The organism is Pseudarthrobacter sp. MDT1-40-2 (genome assembly GCF_059383595.1).
Genome location: NZ_JBWZCL010000001.1, coordinates 966,975 through 986,996, shown reverse-complemented (window position 1 = coordinate 986,996; position 20,022 = coordinate 966,975). Strand labels below are relative to the sequence as shown.

The following is a 20,022-nucleotide window of genomic DNA, read 5'->3' as shown; positions in this document are numbered from 1 at the left end:
GCACTTACATTGACATTCATCAATGTCTTTGAGGATACTTGCATCGACCAGCATCAATCTTTCCGCCAGGAGCCCCGTGAGTATCCAGACATCCCCGCCGCCAGTACGCCCAGGAGAGGCGGCCGTCGTCGGAAAGCTCTCCACCCTGGACCGGTTCCTCCCTGTCTGGATCATCGCCGCCATGATCGGCGGCATCCTGCTGGGCCGTTTTGTCCCCGGGCTGAACACGGCCCTGGACGCCGTGAAGGTGGGGGAGGTTTCGCTGCCCATCGCCATTGGCCTCCTGGTGACGATGTACCCGGTGTTGGCAAAGGTCCGCTACGACCAGGCGCACCGGGTAGTGGCGGACCGAAAACTCCTGGTCACCTCCCTGGTGATTAACTGGCTGGCCGCTCCGGCGCTGATGTTTGCCCTGGCCTGGATCTTCCTGCCGGACCTCCCGGAATACCGCACCGGCCTGATCATCGTGGGCCTGGCCCGCTGTATCGCCATGGTGATGATCTGGAACGACCTCGCCTGCGGGGACCGCGAAGCCGCCGCCGTGCTGGTCTTCATCAACTCCGTCTTCCAGGTGATTGCCTTTGGCGCCCTGGGCTGGTTCTACCTGCAGGTCCTGCCCGCGTGGCTGGGACTGCCCACCACCAGCGCTGATTTCTCGTTCTGGGCCATCACCCTTTCCGTCCTGGTCTTCCTGGGCATCCCGCTGGTGGCCGGCTTCGTCACCAGGACTTTGGGGGAGAAGGCCAAGGGCCGCGACTGGTACGAGGACCACTTCCTGCCCAGGCTCGGCCCGTGGGCGCTGTACGGCCTGCTGTTTACCATCGTGCTGCTCTTCGCGTTGCAGGGCGGCACCATCACGTCCCGGCCCCTGGATGTCGCCCGGATCGCGCTGCCCCTGCTGGTCTACTTTGTGGTGGTGTTCGGCGCCGGCATGGCGATCGGCAAATGGCTGGACCTGGGCTACGCCAAAACCACCACCCTCGCCTTCACTGCCGCGGGCAATAATTTCGAACTTGCCATCGCCGTGGCGATCGGCACTTTCGGCGTGACATCCGGGCAGGCGCTTGCCGGCGTCGTTGGCCCCTTGATTGAAGTGCCGGCTCTTGTTGCACTGGTGTATGCGGCACTGTGGGCGCGGAACCGCTACTTCGCACCCGGCACCACCGCCGTGGAACCGTTACGTGCTGAAGCCCTGCCCTAGTCCCCGAACCGCCACAGCCCCTAACCGTGGCCACAGCCCCACAACCGCTGCCAAGGAGAACCCCCAAATGAGCACCGAAACCGCCAAAAAGCCATCCGTCCTGTTCGTCTGCGTCCACAACGCGGGCCGTTCCCAGATGGCCGCTGCCTTCCTCACCGCCCTGGCCGGAGACGCCATCGAGGTCCGTTCGGCCGGCTCGCAGCCCGCCGACAAGGTGAACCCTGCCGCGGTCGAGGCCATGGCCGAGCTGGGCATCGATATGTCCGCCGAGGTCCCCAAGGTCCTCACCACCGAAGCCGTCAAGGAATCGGATGTCGTGATCACCATGGGTTGCGGCGATGAATGCCCCTACTTCCCCGGCAAGCGCTACGAGGACTGGGTCCTGGAGGACCCCGCGGGCCAGGGCGTCGACGCCGTGCGGCTCATCCGCGACGACATCAAGGGCCGCATCGAAGCCCTCATCGCGGGGCTGCTGCCCGCAGCACACAAGGACGCGCAGTAACCAGCCACCCCTACCCAGCCAGCAGCAAGAACATTAGGAGCCCCGCCATGAGCACCGATAACGCCACCACGGAACAGCTGATCATCATCGGGTCCGGTCCCGCAGGCTACACCGCAGCCATTTACGCCGCCCGCGCAGGCCTTGAACCCCTGGTTCTGGCCGGCTCTGTCACAGCAGGTGGCGCCCTGATGAACACCACCGAGGTGGAGAATTTCCCGGGCTTCCCTGCCGGCATCCAGGGCCCGGAGCTCATGGACAACCTCCAGGGGCAGGCTGAGCGTTTTGGTGCCAAGGTAGTGTTCGACGACGTCACGTCGGTGGATCTCAAAGGCCACCTCAAGACCGTGGTCACCGGAGCCGGAACTGTCCACAGCGCACCTGCGGTCATCCTCGCCACCGGCTCGGCTTATAAGGAACTGGGCCTGCCTGAGGAAAAGCAGTTCAGCGGTCATGGCGTTTCCTGGTGCGCCACCTGCGACGGCTTCTTCTTCCGTGACCAGGACATTATCGTTGTGGGCGGCGGGGACTCCGCGATGGAGGAAGCCACCTTCCTGACCCGCTTCGGCAAGACGGTGACCGTCGTGGTCCGCAAAGGTGAACTACGTGCTTCCCGGATCATGGCCCAGCGGGCCAAGGACAACCCCAAGATCAAGTTCGCCTGGCATTCGGCGGTGTCCAGGATCCACGGCAACGGCAAGGTCACCGGCGTCACGCTCACGGACACCCGCACCGGCGAAACCCGCGAGCAGGCTGCCACCGGCGTCTTCGTCGCCATCGGCCACGTGCCGCGCACCGAGCTGGTGGCCGGCCAGGTGGAGTTGGATGACGAGGGCTACATCAAGGTTGATTCGCCCACCACGGTAACCAACCTAACGGGCGTGTTTGCGTGCGGGGACGCCGTGGACCACCGGTATCGCCAGGCCATCACCGCTGCCGGTACCGGTTGTGCTGCGGCCCTCGACGCCGAACGCTACCTGGCTGCCCTGGAGGACGCGGACAGCATCGCCACGGCGCTGGTGGAGGAACCGTCCCACAGCTGACCCCCTCCCAACCGGGTCGCAGTTGTTGCCCTTTACAGCCCCGTAAACGGCACCTACTGCTACCTGGTTGGGGGACCGCCCACCGAACCTGAGGAACCCCTATGGATCCCAACAAGACCCTCCCCGTTGTTGTGATCGGTGCCGGCCCGATTGGCCTGGCCGCCGCTGCCCACCTGCTGGAGCGCGGATTGGAGCCTCTCGTCCTGGAAGCCGGGCCGTCAGCCGGCGCGGCGATCGAGCAGTGGCGGCACATCCGCCTCTTCTCGCCATGGCGGTTCAACCTCGACGCCGCGGCGGTTCGGCTTCTCGAGGCTGAGGCTCAGCGGGCCTCGACAAGCCCGGTCTCGCTCCCCATCCCTTCCCTAACCTCGCAAGCTCGGCCAGGGAACCCCGGGGCCGTGGCCCCAGGCTCGACCACCGGGGTCTGGGATCAGCCACGGCCAACCGCGCTGCCTTACGGCGGAGAACTGATCGAGCAGTACCTCGCACCGCTGGCCGCGCTACCGGCTATCAGCAGCCGCCTGCACACCAATACCCGGGTCATCGCCGTTACGCGCCAGGGCATGGACAAGACCCACAAGCGCAACCGCGATGCCACACCCTTCACAGTTCGGGTCCAGCACACCGACGGCACGGTCCGGGACATCACCGCTGGAGCAGTCGTGGACGCATCGGGCACCTGGTCCAGGCGTAATTCGCTGGGCACTTCAGGGCTGCCGGCGGTGGGGGAGAGAGAAGCCGAAAGCAGGATCTCCTCGCCGCTGCCGGACGTCCTGGGCAGGGACCGGCACATGTTCGCCGGGCGCCGGGTCCTGGTAGTGGGCGCCGGCCATTCGGCAGCCAACACCCTGATCAACCTGTCCGAACTCGCAAAGGCTGAGCCGGACACCAAAATTATGTGGGCTGTGCGCGGCGCCTCCGCCGGGAAGGTCTATGGCGGCGGTGACGCGGACGGACTGCCGTCCCGCGGCCAGCTCGGCTCGCGCGTCCGCCGGCTTGTGGAGGCCGGGACCATCCAGTTGCACACCCGCTTCGGCATCGGATCCCTGAAGGCACTGGATACCCAGGTGGCAGTCGAGGCGCTGGACGGGCGCACCCTGAGTGCCGACGTCGTGGTGCCCTGCACAGGGTTCCGCCCTGACCTGGGAATCCTCAGCGAGCTCCGGTTGGAGCTGGATCCGGCAGTGGAGGCGCCGCGGGATCTGGGGCCGCTGATCGACCCCGAGTTCCACTCCTGCGGCACGGTTGCCCCGCATGGCGCCAAGGTTCTGGCCCATCCGGAGAAGGACTTCTACATCGTGGGCATGAAGTCCTACGGCCGCGCGCCCACGTTCCTGCTGGCTACAGGGTACGAACAGGTCCGGTCCGTTGCGGCAGCGCTCGCGGGGGATCGGGACGGCGCGGATGCTGTTCAGCTCCAACTCCCGGAAACGGGAGTCTGCTCGTCAGACGCCGGCACCTCCTGCGACGCTCCGGCGCCGGCCCCGGAACAGCAGGGTTCGTGCTGCTCCAGCCCGGAACCTGTCCTGATTGGCTTCCCCACCGGGTTGTCCCACGGCCGCGCCGGAACCCCCTGAACCGTCCGCCCCAATTGAGTAGCGCGAGCACTGATCGCGCTACTCAATTGGCACGGAGGGCTTTACGACGGCGGTACCTTACGCTTCTGCGCCACCGTGCAGGCCGTCGTCGCTGCTGTCGTCCGACGGAGCGGTGCCGGTCTGGTCGGAGATATCCAGGTTGCCGCGGGCCTCGTCCATGGTGGGGCCGCCGCTGGGGACATCGTACTTGTCAGGGCGGATGCCTTTGGCTTGTTCCTGGATCAGTGCCTGTTCTTCACTGAAGCGGATCTCGTTCGCTTCATCGCCGGCGTCGCCCGGGACATCCTCCCTGACGGTGGACGGGTCCGGGACGATGTAGCCCTGGTCGGCTTCTTCCTTCGGGTTGCCCATAATTTACTTCCTCTCTGGTGCCTTTAGGCACTTTCCGGTGGTGCTGGTTTTACCTGTATTGGCCTTATCGGGTGGTGCTGCCGGCTGGACGTTCGGCCAGTTCGGCCTTGATGTCCAGTCCCTCGCCCCCGCGCAGTGCGCGGAGTTCCACGGTATCGCCCGGGTTGCGGTTCCGCAGCTCTGCCAGGAGCTGCTCCGGGGTGCGCAATGCCACACCCTCGATCGATTCCAGGACGTCTCCGGGCCGCAGTCCAGCCTCGTCCGCCGGGCCCCCTTCTTCAACAGCCAGCACCACCGCCCCGGCTTCGGCATCGATGCCCAGCCGGTCAGCGATCTGAGGGGTCAGCGCGCCAGGGGTCAGCCCAAGGTAGGCGTGCTCGGCAGTACCATCTGCCAGGAGCTCCTCGGCCACTTCGACGGCGGTCGCGGCCGGGATCGCGAAGCCAAGGGCCACTGCCCCGGCCTGCGGCGGGATGTAGGCCTCGCTGATGCCCACCACCTCGCCACGCATATTGACAACGGCGCCACCTGAGTTGCCCGGGCTGATGGGCGCGTCAGTCTGGATCAGGTCCACCAGGGACAGGCTTTGCTGGGCGGAATCGGGGATTGCGCGGTGCAGGCCGGAGATGATGCCGGCCGTGACGGTGTTCTCGAAGCCCAGCGGCGAGCCCAGCACAATGACGTCCTCGCCCACTCGCGGGAGCGTGGTCTGGAAAGTGGCTGCCGGGAGCCCGGTGCGGTCTACCTGGATCAGCGCCAGGTCTGTCACGGGGTCAGTGGCGCGGACCTCGCCCTCCACCCGTTGGCCGTCGGCGAATCCGACTTCCACCTGTGAGGATCCGCGGATCACGTGCTCGTTCGTCAGAATCAGGCCGTCAGCTGAGTACACCACCCCGCTGCCCAGTCCGCCCCCGGTAAAGATGGTAACCATGGACGGCGCGAGTTCTTCCACGAGACGGGGAAGATCGCGGGTGGAGGTTCCGCCGTCATTCGTTTCATTTTCCCGGCCGGGGGAGGACGCTGCTTCCGCAGGTGCCGTGACACTGGGAGGGGTGCCCCCAGGATCTCCTCCGGTGCAGCCACCCAGTACCAACGCTGCCATGAGGAGCCCGGCGAGTAGGCCGAATGGACGACGGCGGTGCGGCCGGCTGACTGTCCTTGCTGACGATTCCATGGCAACCCCCTTGATGATGGCTGTCTGTCTTTCCACCGTAACGCGCCGACGGAGCCCAATCCACCCCAAGAGCCCGGTGGTTGAGCTTGTCGAAACCCGGGTGTCGGAACCAGGATCTCGACAGGGTCGATCACCGGGACTACCGGTGGAGACCGTCGAAGGCCATGGTGATGACGTCGTCAGCCAGCTTGGCCGGGGTCAGGGGGCCGCCTGGTTTATACCACTCGACGATCGAGTTGATCATGCCGAACAGGAGCCGGGTCACGGTACCGGGATCGATGTCCTGGCGCAGCGTGCCGTCCTTGCTGGCGGCGGAAATGAGCGCGGCGACTTTGTGGTCGAAGGAGCGGCGGCGTTCCAGCGCGTCGCGTTCAATACCGGTGTTTCCCCGCAATCGAAGCAGCAGGGTGACGAACGGCAGACGATCCACCAGTACGGACACGGTTTGCCGCAGGACGAACTCCAGCCGGGCATCCGCCGGGCCGCTCTGGTATTCCGGCTGCTCCAGGATGTCTTCGAGCCCACCCAGGGCGTGGTCCAGTGCCAGTTTGAGGAGATCGCCCTTGGACGGGACGTGGTGGTAGATCGCGGACTTGGAGATGCCCAGGTTCTCCGCCAGGATCCCCATCGAGGTGGCGTCGTAGCCGTGCCGGTTGAAAACGTCGACGGCGATCCGCAGCACAGACTGCTGGTCGTAACCGGGCCGGCCTCGTTTGGTCGCTTCAGATGTGGACATGGAGCCTAGTTTCTCACGAACGGTCGGTCAGTCAGCGCCACCCAAGAGCGGCCTACCCCTTCGGACGAAGATCGTAAATCCGCTTGAGCTTGCCGTTGGAGCGGGCCAGTGAGCCAGGCTCCACCACTTCCACCGAGCAGGAAGAACCCACGTGGATCTTGATCTGTTCGCGCAAGGTGAGGCCCGCCGTCGTGCTTTGTTCAACGGGAACGGATTCACGGCGCTCGACGCGGACGGTCAGCTGATCCATCCGCTGGCCCTCCGGGCGGGTGATTTCCAGCTGGAAGTGCGGGCTCAGTTCCGGGATGCGAAGGGCAATCTCCTCGATCTGGGAGGGAAAGAGGTTCACCCCGCGAAGGATGATCATGTCATCGCTGCGGCCCGTGATCCGGCCCATCCGGCGGTGTGCGGGGAATGCGGTGCCCGGCATGAGGCGGGTGAGGTCCTTGGTGCGGTACCGGATAATAGGCAGCGCTTCCTTGGTGAGCGAGGTAAATACCAGCTCGCCGTGTTCGCCGTCGCCCAGCACGTTCTCCTTGCCGGCCACAGGGTTAAAGGCGTCGATGATTTCCGGGCGGAAGTGGTCTTCCCAGATGTGGCTGCCGTCCTGCGTCTCGACGGATTCCCCTGCCACGCCGGGGCCCATCACCTCGGAGAGGCCGTAGATGTCGCAGGCCTTGATGTTCAGGGTCATTTCCAGCTCGTGGCGCATTTCCTCGGTCCACGGCTCTGCCCCCAGCACACCAAACTTGAGCGACGTCGACCCCGGATCGATCCCCATGTGCGTCATGGCGTCGGCAATGGTGAGCAGGTAAGTGGGTGTGGCCAGGATGGCGTCCGGCTGGAAGTCCTGGATCAGCTGGATCTGGCGTTCGGTTTGGCCGCCGGACATTGGTATCACGGTGCAGCCCAGCGCTTCGGCACCGGCGTGCGCGCCCAGGCCGCCGGTGAAAAGCCCGTACCCGTAGGCGTTGTGCACCTTCATTCCGGGCCGGATGCCGGAGGCTCGGAAGCAGCGGGCAACGAGCTTGGCCCAGTCGGCCAGGTCCTTTTTGGTGTAGCCGACGACGGTGGGCCGGCCGGTGGTGCCGGAGCTGGCGTGTACGCGGGCTACTTCTTTCTGCGGCACGGCGAACATACCGAACGGGTATTCCGAGCGCAGGTCTTCCTTGGTGGTGAAGGGGAAGTTGCCCAGGTCGCTGAGCTCCCGCAGGTCAGTGGGGTGGATCCCCGCGTCATCGAACTTCCGCTTGTACAGGGCTACGCGGTCATACGCGTAGGCAACGGTGTGCTGGAGGCGGGCCAGTTGCAGTGCTTCCAGGTGGTCCCGGGACATTGTTTCCTCAGGGTCCAGGGCGCCCGGGCCGGTTGCGGGAGTGCTGGTGGCGAGGCTGGCGGCTTCGGCGGCGCTGGTGGTCATGGTGTCCTACTTCTTGGGAATGGTGCGGCTGCGGCCACGGAACTCGGCGATGAGTTCGCCGGGTGCCGGCGGAAGGGTGGGGGAGTCGGCGTCGGCGGCCGGCGAGGGATGGGCGCCAGCGGCAAAAATCTGGATGTCGTACAGCCCGCTGCGGCCCGATTGTGAGCGGCGGTCAGCCACTGCGGTAAGCACCTGGCCTTCATAGGCGGGCTTCAGGAAGTTGATGTCGACGCCGGCAGCTACGGTGATGTTCTCCGGCTCGCCGTGTTGCGGGGATGCCGGGTTGCAGGCCAGTGCGAAGGCCGTATCCGCCACGGCGAAGATCATTCCGCCATGGGCAATCCCGAAACCGTTAAGCATTTCCTGCCGGAGGGTCATCCGGACGGTGGCGTGCCCGTCGCCCAGCCGCAGGACTTCGATGCCAAGCCATTCGGAGGCATAGTCCTTCTCCAGGATGGGGTGCGCTTCCCCGGACAGCGTTGTCTCGGCCATGCGTCATTGCCTCCAGCTTTAGTTACCGAATGTTCATTAGGTAATCCCATGGAAGGTGAGGATGTCAAGGGTGGGGCACAAATGCGCCGACCCGCTGCAGGCACTTTTGCACCACTCTGCCCGGGGTTCGGGAGGCCATTTCACGGATTTGCGGCACTGTGTTCAGACCCGGCCAGCCAAAGTGGTGCAAAAGTGCGGGCGAGTCGGCTGAAGGACCCCCAGGCAGCAGCCAGCCAACTGCATGAGGTGACAGGATGGGAGGACCTGCAACAGCACAGCAAAGGGCGGACCATGGCCAAAGGGATATATGTCAGCGCAACCACTCCGGGCTCGGGCAAGTCGCTTGTGGCGCTCGGACTGGCGGATACGCTGTACAGGCACGCAGACCGCATCGGCTTCTTCAAGCCGGTGGTCCATGGCCCCAGCGCGGCGCAGGATCCCATGGTTGCCCTCATGAAGGTGCGTTTTGAGCTGGATGACGAGCGCTGCCGCGGCGGTCTCACCCAGGAGGAAGTACGGTCGCTGCTGGCCGAAGGGAAACGCGCGGACATTGATGCCCGCTGCGTGGAGATCTTTGCCGAGATAGCGCACCACTGCGACGTGGTGATCGTGGAGGGCACGGACCTCACCGGGCAGGATGCCGCCGTCGAATTCGACCTCAACGCCCGCCTTGCCAACAATCTGGCCGCACCTGTGGTGGCTGTGGTTGGCGCGAAGGGGCGCACCGTTGCGGAGGCTGCTGCCGCCGTCGAGGTCGCCCGAAAGGAACTGGCAGCGGAAAAGTGCGCCCTCCTGGCCATCATGGTGAACCGTGCGGACCCTGACGACGTCGATGCTATCGCCGCCGCTGTGAAGCCCGGCGCCTCCGGACGTCCTGTGTACGTCCTGCCTGAGTTGGAGGAGATCGCGCGCCCCACGACCGGGGAAGTTGCCGCGGCCTTGGGTGTGCGGCAGATCGCGGGCCGGCCGGACATGGAACGCGATGTGCGGGATATCAAGGTGGCGGCCATGAACGTGGGCAACTTCCTGAATGTGCTGGACGAGGGCGCGCTGGTGATTGTGCCGGGGGACCGGGCGGATGTGATGGTAGCCTGCCTGGCGTCGTCCTTCTCGCCGGAATTCCCGGTGCCGTCCACCCTGATCCTTACCGGAGGCCTTGCCCCGGACGCCAACATCTATCCGCTCCTGGCTCAGGCGCCGTTCCCCGTGTTCGCCTCCGAGGAGGACACCTACACCACGGCGCGCCGCGTCTCAGAGGTCCGCAGCGAGATCTGGTCCGGCCACCGACGCAAGGTGGCCTCTGCGCTGGGCCTGTGGTCCCGGCGCGTGGATGAGGCTGAGCTGGTGGAACGGCTGCACCTGCCGCGCGTCGAACGGATGACCCCGCTGCGCTTCCTGCACGATCTCATCGAACGAGCCCGCATACAGCGCAAGCACGTGGTGCTGCCCGAAGGCACGGACGTGCGCATCCTCAGGGCGGCGGAAATCCTGCACCGCCGGGACGTCTGCGACCTCACGGTGCTGGGACCGGAGAGCACTGTCCGCGAGCTGGCAGCGGCGAACGGGATCGACCTTACCGGGATTAACATCGTGGACCCCGCCAGTTCCGAGCTCCGGCAGAAGTTTGCCGGAAAGTACGCCGAACTGCGCGCGCATAAGGGCGTGGACCTGGCCACGGCCCTGGAAATCATGCAGGACGTCAGTTACTTCGGCACCATGATGGTTCAGCTGGGCGTGGTGGACGGGATGGTGTCCGGGGCTGCCCACACCACGGCGCACACCATCCGGCCGGCGCTGGAGTTCGTGAAGACCCGCGAGGGCGTGAAGATTGTGTCCTCGGTGTTCCTGATGCTGATGCCGGACCGCGTGCTGGTGTACGGCGACTGTGCGGTGAATCCGGACCCCAATGTGGAGCAGCTTGCAGACATTGCTCTGGCTTCGGCCGAGACAGCCGTCCAGTTTGGCGTGGAACCCCGTGTGGCCATGCTGTCTTACTCCACGGGTGGTTCCGGCTCGGGGGAAGCCGTGGACGAAGTGCGGCAGGCCACCGAACTGGTGCGCGAGCGCCGCCCGGATCTGGCCGTTGATGGTCCCCTCCAGTACGATGCCGCCGTTGACGCCTCCATCGGGGAGTCCAAAATGCCCGGTTCCACCGTGGCCGGACAGGCCACAGTGTTCATCTTCCCGGACCTCAACACCGGCAACAACACCTACAAGGCCGTGCAGCAGAGTTCAGGCGCCGTAGCCGTTGGGCCCGTTCTTCAGGGACTGCGGAAGCCGGTCAATGATCTTTCGCGCGGCTGCACGGTGGAGGACATCGTGAATACTGTGGCCATCACCGCGATCCAGGCACAGGCCGGTGGTTAAGCCTGGCGGAACCCGGCAGGCTTAACCACCGGTTCCCGTCAGCTGTTGTCCGGTTTGGCCAGGCTGTCCGGGTCCTCCTGCTTGGCGGGCTCATCGGACAAGCCCTGCGGCGTGAGGTTAAGGTCCTCGACGTCCTTGGAGCCATCGCTGTTCTTCGGCTCGGACGCCGCTGCCTCCGTCTCATCGCCGGCCCCTGGTTCAAGGGGAGCCGTGCTGCTGGACCCCGTGTTGGTGGGATCGTCGTCTTCGCTCCGGGTGGGTTCGTCGGTCATGGAGGTGTCCTCTCGGGCTGTGGCAGCTGGTCCGCTGACTCTAGGCACAGCGTGTGCCTGTCCGCAAGGACCGCGCCGGGAGGCCGCGACAATTTATAGTGGGAGCTAACCGCAACAGCAAGGCTGAGGAGGCCCCATGCTCGTTCTCGTCATCAACTCCGGTTCGTCGTCACTGAAGTACCAGGTGCGTGACGTTGCCGCCGGGAGCGTTCTTACCGAGGGGCTGATTGAGAAAATCGGCATGGGCAACGGCGGTGGCGGCGACGGCGAGATTGAGGGCCCACGGGATCACGCCGAGGCGTTGGAGTTGGTGGACGCCGCCATCCATGCGGAACTGGGTGACCAGGAGCTGGGAGCGGTGGGGCACCGCGTGGTCCATGGCGGCGAGCGGTTCGCAGAGCCGGTGCTGATCGATAACGAAATTACCCGCGCCATTGAGCGCCTCAACCCGCTGGCGCCGCTGCACAATCCGGCCAACGTGCTGGGCATCCGCGCCATCAGCAGGAAGTGGCCTGACATGCCACAGGTTGCAGTCTTCGACACTGCCTTCCACCGCACACTTCCAGAGCACGCCTGGCGTTACGCCGTGCCGGAGGAGCTCTACACCAACCACGGCATCCGCCGTTACGGATTCCATGGCACCTCGCACGAATACGTCACGCACCGTGCCGCCGCGCTGCTGGATCTGTCCGTGGAAGAGTTCGACGGCGTCATCGCCCACCTCGGGAACGGTGCCTCCGTGACCGCTGTCCAGGGCGGACGCTCGGTGGATACTTCGATGGGATTCACGCCGCTTGAGGGCCTGGTCATGGGCACCCGGGCAGGCGACCTGGATCCGTCCATCCTGGTGTTTCTGGCCCGTGCCGGCTGGAATCCCGAGGACATCGACGCCATGCTTAACCGGGAATCCGGGCTCAAGGGCCTGGCCGGCACCAACGACATGCGCTCGGTAGTGGAAGCCGCGGAGAGCGGCGACGGCAAAGCAGCAATTGCGCTCGCGGTGGCGTCCTATCGGCTGGCAAAGTACATTGGCGGCTACCATGTGGCCGTGGGCGGCGCCAAGGCCTTGGTCTTCACCGCAGGCATCGGCGAGAACTCGCACCAGTTCCGCGCCCTTGTGGCACAGAAGCTGGGTGCCCTGGGCATTGAGCTCGACGCCTGGCTGAACGAGCAGGGGTCCAAGGAACCTCGCGTGATTTCCACGCCGGAGTCCGCCATCCCTGTCCTGGTGGTTCCCACCGATGAGGAGCGCGCCATAGCGGAGGCGACTGCCGCCGTCGTGAGCTCCACGTGACGGCCGGACTTTAGGCGCGCCCTTTGAGGATCAATTGCCAGTAGACCTGCGGAAAGATATCCCGGTCCACTACCCATGAGGCCTTGCTCTCCTTCCACATCGGTACCTTGGGAATGGTAGGCATCACCCGGTACTGATCGTCGAATTCGGCAAACACCACGGTGGAGCCGGACACGGTGAAGGGGCAGACTGAATAGTTGTCATACTTTTGGGCAGGCATCTTGCCCGACCTCACGGCCAATAGGTTCTTCGCCAGAACTTTCGTCTGCTTGCGCAAGGCGCCCCCGGATTTAGAGTTGCTGGTCCCGGCGGCATCACCCAGGGACCAGACGTTGGGGATTCTGGAATGCCGGAGAGTTTGTTTGTCGACTTCTACGAACCCTCCGGCATCTCCGGCGGCAGGGAGGTTCGTGGCTTTCAGCCAGTCCGGCGCGGACATGGGCGGCACAGCATTGAGGACGTCGTAACGCAGGTCCTCCGTTCCGCCGGTCCTGGTGTTGCGGAGGGTGGCAGTTTGCCTGGCCGCGTCCACGGAAACCAGTTCGGTGTCTGTTCGCAGTTCGATGCCGTACTCGGCGATCTTGCGGTCCAGTTCAAGGTCCACTTCCGGTACCCCGAATACGGTGGGGTAGGGCTGCACCATCACCACCTTGATCTGGTCCAGCACACCCTGTTGCCGCCAGTAGTCGCACGCCAGATACATCGGCTTCTGGGCCGCGCCCGCACAGGAGGCGGCTCCCGACGGCATGGTGAACACCGCCGTGCCTGAAGTGAGCCCGGCAAGCAGCGCCCACGTCTTGTCAACGAGCTCGAACTCGTAGTGCGACGATCCGTGCGGCGCATGCACGGCTTCGAGGAGCCCCGGAACGGCGTCCCAGTCGTACTGCATCCCGGGGCAGACCACCAGGTGGCTGTAGGCGAGGGAGTCGCCCGAGGCCAGGTTCACAGTGTTGGATACGGTGTCTATTCCGGTGGCGGCGTCCTGGATCCACGTCACCCCTTTGGGAATGACCGATTCCTGAGGCCGTGAGGCCTCGTGGATCGAGGCGCGGCCTCCGGCTATGTGTGAGAATAACGGCCGGAAGAAGTGCCGTTCCCCGGGTTCCACAAGGCCGATGTCCTTGACGCCGTAGCGCCGGAGGCGTGCCGCGAGGGACACCCCGGCATTGCCTCCGCCGATAACGAGGACCTCATACTGGCCGGCCACCACGTTATTTCTTCTTCTCAGTGAGAGCCGGGGCTTTGTGGGCAGCGCGGGCGCCGGTCTTGGCCGATTCCACTACGTATTGGGGGTCTTCCTTGCTGGCACGGTGGGTGTGACCATCGAGTTCGAAGTCGCTGGTTCTAACCTCCACGATCTCACCATGCGTCTTGCCCTGCGGCGTGTTCCATTCCACGGCCGTTCCCTTGCTCAATGACATGAACTCTCCTTAGCTGGACGAAACGCTGGCTGGCAAGACGGGAGGCCGCGGTTTGGAGCCGGGGCTGTGCACCCAGTATCCGCTGTTCATGGCTATGGCTCAATGGGTAAGGATGCGGCTTGCTTTACTTCAGGCCAGCTCCCGGCAGCAAGTCAGCAGCACCCAGGGAGTCAGCAATAAACGCGTAGTCCCAGGCCCGTTCGCGCCACTGCACGTACCGGCCTGATGCGCCGCCGTGGCCGCCGTCCATCTCGATCTTCATCACTACGGGTTCAGACCCCGTGGACACGGCACGCAACTGCTGCACCCATTTGGCAGGTTCGACGTACAGCACGCGCGTGTCGTTGAAGGACGTGACGGCCGCGATCTTAGGGTAGGCCACCTCGCGAACATTTTCATAGGGTGTGTACGACTTCATGTACGCGTACACCTCGGGGTCCTCGATCGGGTTGCCCCATTCTTCCCACTCCAGCGCGGACAGCGGCAGTTCGGGATCAAGGATGGTGGTCAGAGCGTCCACAAAAGGCACCTGCGCCAGAATGGCAGCGTACTTTTCCGGTGACAGGTTGGCCACCGCGCCCATTAGGAGCCCGCCCGCAGACCCGCCCATCGCAGCAATCCGCGACGGCGAAACCCAGCCGGAGGCCGCCAGCCAGTCGGTCGCGGCCACAAAGTCAGTGAAGGTGTTCTTCTTCTTGAGTTTCTTACCGTCCTCGTACCAGTGCCGGCCCAGCTCGCCACCGCCACGGATGTGCGCAATGACGAACACAACCCCACGGTCCAGCAGGGACAGCCTGGCGATTCCGAATCCGGGGTCCATGCTCATCTCGTATGAGCCATAGCCGTAGACGAGCCCGGCAGCGGAAGAGTCGCGCTGCACAGCCGCGTGGCGCAAAACAGACAGCGGAATGCGGGTACCGTCGGCCGCCGTCGCCCATTCCCTGGTGGCCACGTAGTCGCTGGCGCGGTAGCCGCCCAGAACCGGACTTTCCTTGCGGAGCAGGAGTTCACCGTCGGGCATTCCAGCGGTGGGCAGCACGAAATCGTACACGCGCGACGGCGTGAAGTAGGACGTGTAGCCCAGGCGGATTACGGGCGCGTTGTAATCGGCACCGCCCACGCCGGCGGTGTAGAGCTCCTCGTCGAAAGCGGGCTCCACCGGCGGCTGCTGAGCATCGGTCCCCAAGCCGTCCAGCGCGATCACCTGGACCCGCTCTATGGTGTCCTTGCGGACTGAGACGAGCAGGTGGGTGGCTGTAACGCCGGCACCGTTGACGCGGACGTCATCGGAATGCTCGACGACGGTTGTCCAGGCCTGCTCCGCCAGCGGTTTTGCGAGTTCGGCGGGATCAACAATGGACACCATGGAGTTCACGGCGTTGCGGTTGTGGGTGAGCAGGATGCGCTCAGTGGTGCCGCCGCTGGGGGTGGGGAGCAGGAAGGGCTCTGCCTCGTAGAGCACGCGTTCGTCGCGGGACAGCACTGTGGTGAGTCCGGCGGAGGGATCGTCGAAGCGCAACAGCCGGGTCTCGCTGTATTCGGAGCAGCCGATGCTGAGCACCAGGTAGCGTCGGTCCGAGGAAAGCTCGAAGCCGAGCCACATGGCGACGTCGTCCTCCTGGTAAATCACCTGGTCCTCGCTGACAGGTGTGCCCAGGACGTGGGCCTTCACCTGGTACGGGCGCCAGGAATCATCCACCACGGTGTAGAAAATACGGCTGCCGTCAGGGTCGAAGGAGACGCCGTAGAAGACGTTCTCGATCACGTCCGGCAGGAGTTCGCCGGTCCGGAGGTCCTTGATACGCAGCGTGAAGCGTTCGTCACCGGCGTTGTCCACCGCGTAGGCGTACAGGTTGCCGTCTTTGGTCACCGCAGAGCCGCCCACTGAGAAGAACGGCTTGCCCTCAGCCTCGATGTTGCCATCCAGCAGGATCTCTTCACCGGGAATCCCGACGCCGGCAACAACCGTGGGCGGGGTCCAGTCGGCGATGGGATTCCCGGTGTTCTGCGCGCGGACGCGCGAGGAGATGCCGTACTCCTTGCCCTCCACGGACCGGCTGAAGTACCACCATTCGTCCTTGCGGTGCGGGACGGAGAGGTCAGTTTCCTGGGTGCGGCCCTTGATTTCCTGGAAGATGGCATTCCGGAGCGGTTCCTGGTGGGCCGTAAGGGCTTCCTGGTAGGTGTTTTCCGCCTTGAGCAGATCGACGACGTCGGCAGACTCTTTATCCCGCAGCCATTCGTAGGGATCAACAAAAGTATCTCCGTGGTGCGTCCGTTCCTTCGGCACCTTTCGTGCCACCGGAGGAACGGCGTTTGCGGCGGAGGTGGTTGCCGGGGAGGGCTGCAGCGGAGTCTGGGTCATGCTTCCCAATATATGGGGATGGGCGGACAACCGGGGCCCACGTTCGCTACCGGGGTAGCGGGTACGAGGGCAACGTTCAGCGAGGCATGAACTCTGTTGCCTTCCCACCCGTCCGGCGTATCGTGGGAATGCGTCCAGAAGCCCGATCAGCTCGGAAGGATTACTATGACAATCCCACCGGTACATGAGCCCGAGCCGTTTCCACCGGACCCGGGGCCGGAACCTGGTTCCCCGGATCCCTCAACGCCGCCTAACCCAAATCCTCCGCCAGGTCCTTTTCCTAATCCCGGCCCGCTGCCGGTGCCTGACCCTGGCCCGGCCCCGCTGCGGCCATCCCCGCCGGAACGGTTCGATGGTGCCCGCGTGGAAACAGACAGAGGTCTATAAGGCAAACAACAACTGACGCCGGCAGCCAGGCGTCCCTGTGGTGGGAACGTCGGCTGCCGGCGTCAGTTGGAAGTTACCAATCGACGGGCAGGGCACGAACTACCGTGCTGCTGCTCCCCGTCCGGCGTGGTCGCGCTTGCCGGACAGCAGGATGGCGAGGGCAATCATACCGATGCCCAGGACCAGGTGCAGCCAGTTGTCGGCGCTGTTGAAGGGCACAAAGTTGACCGGTGAATCGAGGTTCACAATGAGGCCATACAGCCACAGAACCAGGTAGATCAGGCCGCCGTACAGTAGGTAGGCCCGGGCCTGGCCTGCCGACCTTGCCATCATGATCCCCGCTACGCCGAAGAGCAGGTGGACGATGTTATGCAGGATGGAAACCTGGAACAGACCGAGCAGAAGCGCTTCGGAATCGGGTCCGGCAAATCCCATTGTCCCGTAGTTGCTGGTGACGCCCGGAATGAACCCGAGGACGCCTACCAGCAGGAAGACTGCTCCAACCACCTTTGCGGCAGTCTGTAGGCGAGAGTTTGTGGTGTGGGCTGTGGTTGCCATGGAAAACTCCTAATCTTTATAGACGTTTTTTATAGACGTTCTTTGTGCCTGCGCCGCCGCCAGAGGATTGCGGCGGATATCAGCACGATGACAAGGATTGCGGTAATTACCAGTGGTGCCCAATTCAGCCGGTTTGATTCCTGCTCTTCCGTTTCCCCGGTCCCCGGATTCACCGGGTTGGTGGGCGTGTTATCAGCCGTAGGCGCCACGCTGGTGGCTGTGGGAGCTGGTGTTGACGCCGTCAACCCCACTTCCCCTGGCAAGTTTCGGGCCACTTGGTGCCCGGCGGCGGTAGCCGTCGGAGCGCCGCCTGAACCTACCGCTAAAACCATTGCGGCGGTGAGGGCTGCGAACATTGCCAGCCAGACTTTCAGCATGCGTACTCCTACCTTTTGATTGGTCCTTCGAAATAATACTAAGCATGCTTATTCTAAAAAAGTAAGCATGCTTTATAAATATTCGATTAATAAAGCTAGGGCTTCATCTCCAGAAGCAGCGCCGGCAGCTCGTCGGCCAATTCGCGGGCGAGGAAACCGAGGGGGCCCATCCGGCTTGCGAGCCGGTCTGCCGCTGCGGCGTGGAGATGGCTGGCCCAGCACGTCGCCTGTTCATTGGTGGCGCCGCGCGCCCGCAGGCCAGCTGCAGCTCCGGCCAGGACATCCCCGCTTCCGGAGGTGCCCAGCCCGCCGCCGCCGGTGCCCAGGCGCCAGCGGCGGACGCCGGAGCCGGGTTCCGCGGGAGCTGCGATGATTCCCTGGCAGGTGACTACCGCTTTGAAGCGGTCGGCTATGGCTTCAATGCCGGCGTCGAGGTCCTCTGGTTCTTCACCCAGCAGAATGCCTGCCTCGCGGGGATTGGGGGTGAGGACAAGGCGGCCGGCCCACTGTTCAAACTCGCGGCGCAAATCAGGCAGGCAGGCCAGCGCGAACGCGTCCAGCACCCAGGCGGGCCCGGAGTCCTCGCGCTCCGAATCAGAGCGGTCCCACTCCAGTAAGCCGAGCAGCAGCTTCCTGGCCTCGTCCACGTCATCAAGGCCAGGCCCGACCAGCACCACATCCGCATGCTTCAGTTTGCTGCCCAGCCGCTCCAGGGCCTCCGGGGAACCCAGAACCGACCCGCCGCTGTTCTCGGGAAGGCCGACGACGCCACACTCGGGGAGTGCGACCGCCGTGTGGGGTGCCACGGATTCGGCCATCGCTAACGTCAGGTGCCCGGCGCCGGCCCGGAGCGCGGACGTCCCGGCGAGGAGCACGGCGCCCGGCGTGGGCCGGGCCCCGCCGATTACCAGTACGGACCCGCGGGAATATTTGTCCTCGCCGGCGTCCGGCAGAGGCCAATCCCGCAGCAGCAAAGGCGTGACAGTTTGGAAATCGGGGTTACTGGGGTTGGACACTTGAATCGCCTCCATGTTCGGTGACTGTCACGCCTTCGCTGCTGAGGTGGCCCGTCTGGTTAAAGTTCTGGAGCTTCCAGGGGCCAGCTCCCGAGGGGCGGACGAAGACCGTCGTCGAGGCATTGGCGACTGTACTGGTGGACGCGAGGTCAAGAATTTCCTGTTCGGACATGCCCTCGAGGATGTAACGGACGAGCAGGATGACGGCGTCGTGGCATACCAGCATGACCCGGTGACCATCACCCAGCGTGTTCAGCTCGCCCATGATCGACCGGAGTCGCAGGGCCACGTCCGCCCAGGATTCGCCACCGGGCGGGCGGTGATAGAACTTGCCAAGCCAACGCCGCCGCTCGGCCTCCTCGGGAAAGCGGCGCTGTACCCCCAGTTGAGTCAACGTGTCCAAGATGCCAAGCTCCCGGTCCCGGAGTCGCTCGTCCGAGAGCACCGGAACTTCCAGGGCCGCGGTTTTTGCGGCAATCTCCGCTGTTTCCCGTGCCCGGGCGTAGGGAGAGGAGAAGATCATGGTGGGCAACCGATCCGGAGCCATACTGGCCAGGGCCCGGCCGAGGGCAGCCGCTTGTTCCCTTCCGGTGGGGGAGAGCTGCACATCCGGATCGCGGGCCGGCACGGCAATAATTTCTGCTCCGGCTACCCGCGCAGCACTTGCCGCTACGTTCGCTTCGCTTTCCCCGTGCCGGACCAGCAACAGCTCGACGGCACCGGCAGACCGGCCTGAAGGCAATGTTTGATCTGTATCCAACGTGACCTCCCAAAATAGGCAGCTTACTTACTAGTCACCTACTGTACTGCCCGGGGAGCCGTCCCGACGGTCACTTGGACCGGTGCTTGCCTTTCTTGGGCGGCCGGCTCAGCTCGGCCACCGAGAAGATGCTGGTGAGTGCCGGAACAAGCTGGTTTTCCATTTCGAGGTACGTGGCACCGCTGCGGCGGTATGGATCGACGACGTCGTTATCGATCGGGTTTTCTGCCAGGGCCCGGTGGCGCACCGCTGCCGCGGCCCCCGGCAACTCCCGCCACCGGGTGATGACGTCAGTGCTCGGATGCATGGCCCCTTCCGCTGTCAGCTGCTCAAGCATTCGCGCAAACTCACGAAGTGTGAACGTGCGACGCAGAGCCGCGGGCTCCAGTTGCAGGATCCTGGAGCGGTGCTCCGCTGCCATGGCCAGGATCAGATCTGCGTCGCGCACCATGGCTGTGGTCAGCTGCCGTGAGACGAAATGGTCTGCTGCGCCACCGTACCGTTGGACGATCTCAGCAGACAAAGGCTGCATAGCCTGCCCCACAAGCGCATGTGTCCCGGCGCTGCTGACGGCAAATTTTCCGGGGTGCAGTTCGTCGAGGCCGGTTTGCAGGAGAAGCTCAGAAACCGGGGAGCGGCAGACATTGCCTGTGCAGACGGTGAGGATGCGGAAGCGATCTGTTGTTTCCAT

General features: G+C 64.5%; 20 protein-coding genes. 6 read left to right on the top strand and 14 right to left on the bottom strand.

What is annotated here, in order from left to right:
• Nucleotides 1-76 precede the first annotated feature (76 nt).
• The 4 genes from arsB to AC50X5_RS04605 all read left to right on the top strand — a co-directional run bounded on the left by arsB (nt 77) and on the right by AC50X5_RS04605 (nt 4,320).
• On the top strand, nt 77-1,201 hold the full coding sequence (gene arsB / locus AC50X5_RS04620) for an ACR3 family arsenite efflux transporter (protein ID WP_494974910.1): 1,125 nt from the start codon (nt 77-79) through the stop codon (nt 1,199-1,201).
• 67 nt (nt 1,202-1,268) lie between these two features.
• Nucleotides 1,269-1,703, top strand: coding sequence for an arsenate reductase ArsC (locus tag AC50X5_RS04615; RefSeq protein WP_494974909.1), 435 nt, complete (start codon nt 1,269-1,271; stop codon nt 1,701-1,703).
• A 47-nt stretch (nt 1,704-1,750) separates the two neighbouring features.
• Entirely contained in the window at nt 1,751-2,743 is a 993-nt protein-coding gene (gene trxB, locus AC50X5_RS04610) for a thioredoxin-disulfide reductase (protein WP_494974908.1), read from the top strand.
• 101 nt (nt 2,744-2,844) lie between these two features.
• Nucleotides 2,845-4,320, top strand: coding sequence for an FAD-dependent oxidoreductase (locus tag AC50X5_RS04605; protein ID WP_494974907.1), 1,476 nt, complete (start codon nt 2,845-2,847; stop codon nt 4,318-4,320).
• 78 nt (nt 4,321-4,398) lie between these two features.
• On the opposite strand, the gene AC50X5_RS04600 is transcribed toward AC50X5_RS04605, so the two are convergent.
• The 5 genes from AC50X5_RS04600 to AC50X5_RS04580 all read right to left on the bottom strand — a co-directional run bounded on the left by AC50X5_RS04600 (nt 4,399) and on the right by AC50X5_RS04580 (nt 8,514).
• The gene (locus AC50X5_RS04600) at nt 4,399-4,692 is read right to left on the bottom strand and encodes a hypothetical protein (protein WP_494974906.1); all 294 of its coding nucleotides are present in this window, start codon (nt 4,690-4,692) and stop codon (nt 4,399-4,401) included.
• Between the two features lie 64 nt (nt 4,693-4,756).
• Nucleotides 4,757-5,866, bottom strand: coding sequence for a S1C family serine protease (locus tag AC50X5_RS04595; protein WP_494974905.1), 1,110 nt, complete (start codon nt 5,864-5,866; stop codon nt 4,757-4,759).
• A gap of 139 nt (nt 5,867-6,005) precedes the next feature.
• The gene (locus AC50X5_RS04590; protein WP_493984136.1) at nt 6,006-6,602 is read right to left on the bottom strand and encodes a TetR/AcrR family transcriptional regulator; all 597 of its coding nucleotides are present in this window, start codon (nt 6,600-6,602) and stop codon (nt 6,006-6,008) included.
• A 52-nt stretch (nt 6,603-6,654) separates the two neighbouring features.
• Entirely contained in the window at nt 6,655-8,022 is a 1,368-nt protein-coding gene (locus AC50X5_RS04585; protein ID WP_494974904.1) for a phenylacetate--CoA ligase family protein, read from the bottom strand.
• 6 nt (nt 8,023-8,028) lie between these two features.
• Nucleotides 8,029-8,514: a hotdog fold thioesterase gene (locus tag AC50X5_RS04580; protein WP_494974903.1), complete on the bottom strand. Its 486-nt coding sequence runs from the start codon at nt 8,512-8,514 to the stop codon at nt 8,029-8,031.
• A 291-nt stretch (nt 8,515-8,805) separates the two neighbouring features.
• Here AC50X5_RS04580 and pta point away from each other — a divergent pair, with 291 nt between their 5' ends.
• Entirely contained in the window at nt 8,806-10,881 is a 2,076-nt protein-coding gene (pta, locus tag AC50X5_RS04575; RefSeq protein ID WP_494974902.1) for a phosphate acetyltransferase, read from the top strand.
• Between the two features lie 38 nt (nt 10,882-10,919).
• On the opposite strand, the gene AC50X5_RS04570 is transcribed toward pta, so the two are convergent.
• The gene (locus tag AC50X5_RS04570) at nt 10,920-11,153 is read right to left on the bottom strand and encodes a hypothetical protein (RefSeq protein ID WP_494974901.1); all 234 of its coding nucleotides are present in this window, start codon (nt 11,151-11,153) and stop codon (nt 10,920-10,922) included.
• Nucleotides 11,154-11,289: 136 nt separating this feature from the next.
• Here AC50X5_RS04570 and AC50X5_RS04565 point away from each other — a divergent pair, with 136 nt between their 5' ends.
• Nucleotides 11,290-12,447, top strand: a complete 1,158-nt coding sequence (locus AC50X5_RS04565) for an acetate kinase (protein ID WP_494974900.1) — start codon at nt 11,290-11,292, stop codon at nt 12,445-12,447.
• 10 nt (nt 12,448-12,457) lie between these two features.
• Here the strand turns inward: AC50X5_RS04565 and AC50X5_RS04560 are convergent, their stop codons facing one another.
• From AC50X5_RS04560 to AC50X5_RS04525, 8 genes are all read right to left on the bottom strand, one after another.
• Nucleotides 12,458-13,654, bottom strand: a complete 1,197-nt coding sequence (locus tag AC50X5_RS04560; RefSeq protein WP_494975227.1) for an NAD(P)/FAD-dependent oxidoreductase — start codon at nt 13,652-13,654, stop codon at nt 12,458-12,460.
• A gap of 4 nt (nt 13,655-13,658) precedes the next feature.
• On the bottom strand, nt 13,659-13,868 hold the full coding sequence (locus tag AC50X5_RS04555) for a hypervirulence associated TUDOR domain-containing protein (RefSeq protein WP_494974899.1): 210 nt from the start codon (nt 13,866-13,868) through the stop codon (nt 13,659-13,661).
• Between the two features lie 124 nt (nt 13,869-13,992).
• On the bottom strand, nt 13,993-16,233 hold the full coding sequence (locus AC50X5_RS04550; protein ID WP_494974898.1) for a S9 family peptidase: 2,241 nt from the start codon (nt 16,231-16,233) through the stop codon (nt 13,993-13,995).
• Between the two features lie 486 nt (nt 16,234-16,719).
• Nucleotides 16,720-17,178, bottom strand: a complete 459-nt coding sequence (locus AC50X5_RS04545; RefSeq protein WP_494974897.1) for a DUF4383 domain-containing protein — start codon at nt 17,176-17,178, stop codon at nt 16,720-16,722.
• 29 nt (nt 17,179-17,207) lie between these two features.
• On the bottom strand, nt 17,208-17,555 hold the full coding sequence (locus tag AC50X5_RS04540; protein WP_494974896.1) for a LuxR family transcriptional regulator: 348 nt from the start codon (nt 17,553-17,555) through the stop codon (nt 17,208-17,210).
• Nucleotides 17,556-17,650: 95 nt separating this feature from the next.
• The gene (locus AC50X5_RS04535; RefSeq protein ID WP_494974895.1) at nt 17,651-18,571 is read right to left on the bottom strand and encodes an ADP-dependent NAD(P)H-hydrate dehydratase; all 921 of its coding nucleotides are present in this window, start codon (nt 18,569-18,571) and stop codon (nt 17,651-17,653) included.
• A complete protein-coding gene (locus AC50X5_RS04530) occupies nt 18,555-19,313 on the bottom strand; it encodes a histidine phosphatase family protein (RefSeq protein WP_494974894.1) in 759 nt (252 codons plus the stop codon). The genes AC50X5_RS04535 and AC50X5_RS04530 overlap by 17 nt, the downstream gene beginning before the upstream one ends.
• Nucleotides 19,314-19,401: 88 nt before the next feature.
• A complete protein-coding gene (locus AC50X5_RS04525) occupies nt 19,402-20,022 on the bottom strand; it encodes an arsenate reductase/protein-tyrosine-phosphatase family protein (RefSeq protein WP_494974893.1) in 621 nt (206 codons plus the stop codon).